The following is a 283-nucleotide window of genomic DNA, read 5'->3' as shown; positions in this document are numbered from 1 at the left end:
ATGTAGAAAAATAAAGAGCAGCTATAGCTATTATAGCTGGTGTTCCTGCACAAATTAATATTTCAGAAGTAAGAAAACAAGAGTTAGATGCAAAATTAGTAGCCGATAATATTACTTCTCAATTAGAAAGAAGAATAATGTTTCGTCGAGCTATGAAAAGAGCAGTTCAAAACGCCATGCGACAAGGAGCAAAATGGATAAAAGTTAAAATAAGTGGACGTTTAGGAGGGGCAGAAATAGCAAGAAAAGAATGGTATCGTGAAGGGAGAGTCCCATTACATAC

At 35.3% G+C, this 283-nt stretch carries 1 pseudogene; it reads left to right on the top strand.

Annotated elements, in window-relative coordinates:
* Nucleotides 1-14 precede the first annotated feature (14 nt).
* Nucleotides 15-283, top strand: a pseudogene (rpsC, locus tag LDP10_RS03470) (30S ribosomal protein S3); the annotation flags it as partial.

It is taken from the genome of Buchnera aphidicola (Pemphigus obesinymphae) (assembly GCF_026122815.1).
Taxonomy (GTDB): Bacteria; Pseudomonadota; Gammaproteobacteria; order Enterobacterales; family Enterobacteriaceae; genus Buchnera_C; species Buchnera_C aphidicola_BJ.
Note: the sequence above shows the minus strand (reverse complement) of the source record. Positions and strands in the feature narration are given on the sequence as shown.